The sequence below is a fragment of the [Scytonema hofmanni] UTEX 2349 genome (assembly GCF_000582685.1).
GTDB lineage: Bacteria > Cyanobacteriota > Cyanobacteriia > Cyanobacteriales > Nostocaceae > Hassallia > Hassallia hofmanni.
Window position 1 is genome coordinate 1 of sequence record NZ_KK073768.1, and the last position, 3,098, is coordinate 3,098.

Genomic DNA, 3,098 nt, shown 5'->3' on the forward strand with positions numbered 1-3,098 from the left:
AAGCACAAACCCTCGTAAGAGAAGCCGAAGCAATACTGCACGAACAGTTTAGGTAAATCGCCCGATGAGCTGGACTAACTCACCGGCGAAACTCCCACATCGGGAGTCGCGGATCGAGTCCAAATCATTCGCCTGTAATTGTGTGCGGTAACTTAGGGCTTTTAATCGGAATCAAGCGTAATCGCTTTTTTTATTTCGTAAGCTCGGTTGCTGCATCTACTACAGTTTCCCTCGTAGTGTCAAAGTTGACGCTTTGACACAGCCTTGAGAGTGAGTTAGGCTACGCGCCTTTGGGTGATTCGCAGGCTCTTGTACGAGGAATATCGGTTACACAAACAACCACACCCAATGCAACAGAATAAAAGAATTTTGGGACTTGATGTTAGCAAGTCCTCAGTTTCTGCGTGCTTACTCGAAAGTAAGCCAAGCGACCCACGTCAATTTTATTATGAATGTCCGTTTAAATTGTTTAGCGCCAACAGTGAGGGGATAAAAGCGCTGTTGGCGCTAAAGCCGGACATTGCAATTATGGAACCGACCGGGGTAAATTACTCGCGTCTTTGGGGTACGCACCTTGCCCGTGCCGGGGTTGAGGTCAGGCTCGTGGGTCACAAAGAAATGAGAAATTACCGGGAACACCATTTAAATTTACCCGATAAAGATGATGATGCAGACGCCCTAGCCTTGGCTTGTTACTACTTTGATTATTGCGACTCCCCCAGGCGCTTTGTCCAGATTCGCGACTTCACCACAACCCGCATCAGAGAACTGGTGCTGCGACTGGCTCACCTCAATCGGGTGCAAAGCCCAATCATTAATCGGTTGCGTCAAGACTTGGCTTGGCAGTTTCCAGAAGTAGCACATATAAAATCCCAGCGGTCGATTGATGGTGACGTGCCATTGCTGTGGGGCTGGTTGTGTGGTGAACGATCGTCAAAGCGATATGATAATTTACGCGATCGCACAATTGGGCTTGGCATTTCCAGCACCGTTCGGCATCACGCCCGCCGCATCTGTGACTTGCAGAGAGAAGAACACAGCATCGAGGTGGAGTTACATCAACTGTTGGGTGACTCTAAATTTACTGCATACCGCAAAGTATTTAAAACTTTTGGTTTCGGCGTGCGGTTAGAGGGAATTATCCTCAGCCAGATTTACCCAATATCCGCTTACTTCGGCGCTGACGGTAAGCCAGAAGTGAGAATTCGTAAGGGTCGAAAGTCGGGAAAGCCCACTAAGCGCTACCTTTCACTACGGCGCTTTCAGAAGTCTTTAGGGCTTGCTCCCTCAATGGAAGCGTCCGGCGACAAGAGTAAAATCAAGATTGTCGGTGGTTCCGATTTATGTCGTATCGCCTTCTGGCAGTGGGTTTTTACCCGCATCGAGGTAAAGCGCTGCCGTCTTGACAATGAGATTGGTGCGGCGTTGGGTGCTCAGTTGGATGCTGAAAAAGCTGCCGGTCGTCCGGTTCGATTAGTGCGATCGCGCATCTCCGCAAAGGCTGCAAAGTTACTGTTTAGGGAATTGGTTAAACAACTAAATGATTACACTACTTAAGCATACGAACGAGACGGAATTTAGAAGTTGGTGTGTGGTTGTGGATAAACACAAAGGCGTTTTAAAGGGACATCCCCTAGGACGTTACAGGTGGAGAATACCAAACATAAATACCTTGTATTGTAAATATCCGTTTGTGTACACCCAAATTGACTAGAGTGAATTTAAAACTGCAAAAAAACTATTTGTTAATCGCGTCTATATTTTCTGTTTTTAGCGCTAATATTGCTCAGGCAATTCCTCAAGGTGGTAAAACTGTATTAGTGAATGGGACTACTAACGATGGTAGTAAGTTGGGCTACGTCCAAGGAAGTGCAAGACTTAGCAGTTGGGAGAATGTCCGTGAATTCCAATACGTACTAATTTCAAAAAATGGTATAAGAGTTAATACAGCTTACACTCCTTGGTGCAGATATGGGAAAGTTCAATTAGACTCTCGTGCTATCCCTAGTAGTGACAAAGATGTTCACGGATTTTTCGACAATGAGATTAAATATACAGCGGGTTGGTTAGTTTCTGATATGGCTACTTATGGAGAAGCATCTATATTTGTTAAAGCTGACTCTCTGGCATCTAAAAATTTATTGAAACTCGTCTGTGCAAGTTCGTTGTACTAGGGATTGAACGTAAGCGATCGCCTTGTTTCCTCGCTTGTATATGTGCGCGATCGCTTAAAGAAAGAGTTAAACGTAGGAGATTCTGAGCAAATACAAGCGAGGAAAGATTTGGACGTGCGATACCTTCGGCACACGAGTACGTGAACGCGCTATTTCCTCGCTTGTATATACGATCGCTACTTTCCTCGCTTGTCCGCAGGCGATCGCTCTTCCTGGCTTTGTTCGGATGCGATCGCCCACCCAACAACAACAGGACTTACGCACGGTACCACGTATTTCCGTCATTGCGACGTAAGGAAGCAATCTCAAAGTCTTGTTTTCTCGTAACGAGTGCGTAAGTCCTAAACAACAAAAAACCTCGGTATTTAACGCCGAGGTAATTGGGAGAAGTCCTTTCTGTCAATGAGATACCGATACCAAAATCAATTTTTCTTAGCTAACGCTCAAGCCAACCAAAACTAGGGTGGTGACTATCATTGCTGCAAAAACGCCTTGTATAACGTATTTGCGTTGTTCCCAAATTGCTGGGTACTCCGCATAATACATCTGAGGTTCGTTTGCGTAGTTGTTTAAAACGCCGTCTTCGTTAACTGTTGTATACATAGGTTTTTTTGGTGTTTGTTACTTTATGTAAATAAATATAACAATATTGTTACAAATAGTCAATACAGCTTGACAAATAATAATGGATGTGAATCATAAGAAGTACTTATGTTCGATGGCACAAAATAACCCCCAATCAGGTTGGGGGCGTTCGTTCATGAAGAGGGGGAAAGGGGAAAGGGGGGAAGAATTGTTCGTGGATTGTAACCCCGGAGCTATGCGTAACCTGCTTTATAAGGGCAGGGCTGTTTCATTCCCTAAAAGGCTCGCACTCTTCAAGGGTTCAGGAGATGAAAAATAAGCTTGGCATTTAATCTTAGG

The 3,098-nt window shown here is 45.0% G+C and carries 4 protein-coding genes; 2 read left to right on the plus strand and 2 right to left on the minus strand.

Annotated elements, in window-relative coordinates:
* The first annotated feature begins 348 nt into the window (after positions 1–348).
* Both TOL9009_RS0105195 and TOL9009_RS0105200 read left to right on the plus strand, forming a co-directional pair.
* Positions 349–1,557, plus strand: coding sequence for an IS110 family transposase (locus TOL9009_RS0105195; protein ID WP_029631627.1), 1,209 nt, complete (start codon positions 349–351; stop codon positions 1,555–1,557).
* A gap of 158 nt (positions 1,558–1,715) precedes the next feature.
* On the plus strand, positions 1,716–2,174 hold the full coding sequence (locus tag TOL9009_RS0105200; RefSeq protein ID WP_029631628.1) for a hypothetical protein: 459 nt from the start codon (positions 1,716–1,718) through the stop codon (positions 2,172–2,174).
* 66 nt (positions 2,175–2,240) lie between these two features.
* On the opposite strand, the gene TOL9009_RS45200 is transcribed toward TOL9009_RS0105200, so the two are convergent.
* Both TOL9009_RS45200 and psb34 read right to left on the minus strand, forming a co-directional pair.
* Positions 2,241–2,459, minus strand: a complete 219-nt coding sequence (locus TOL9009_RS45200; RefSeq protein WP_186227485.1) for a hypothetical protein — start codon at positions 2,457–2,459, stop codon at positions 2,241–2,243.
* Between the two features lie 147 nt (positions 2,460–2,606).
* Positions 2,607–2,777, minus strand: coding sequence for a photosystem II assembly protein Psb34 (gene psb34 / locus TOL9009_RS45205; protein WP_029631629.1), 171 nt, complete (start codon positions 2,775–2,777; stop codon positions 2,607–2,609).
* Positions 2,778–3,098 lie beyond the last annotated feature (321 nt).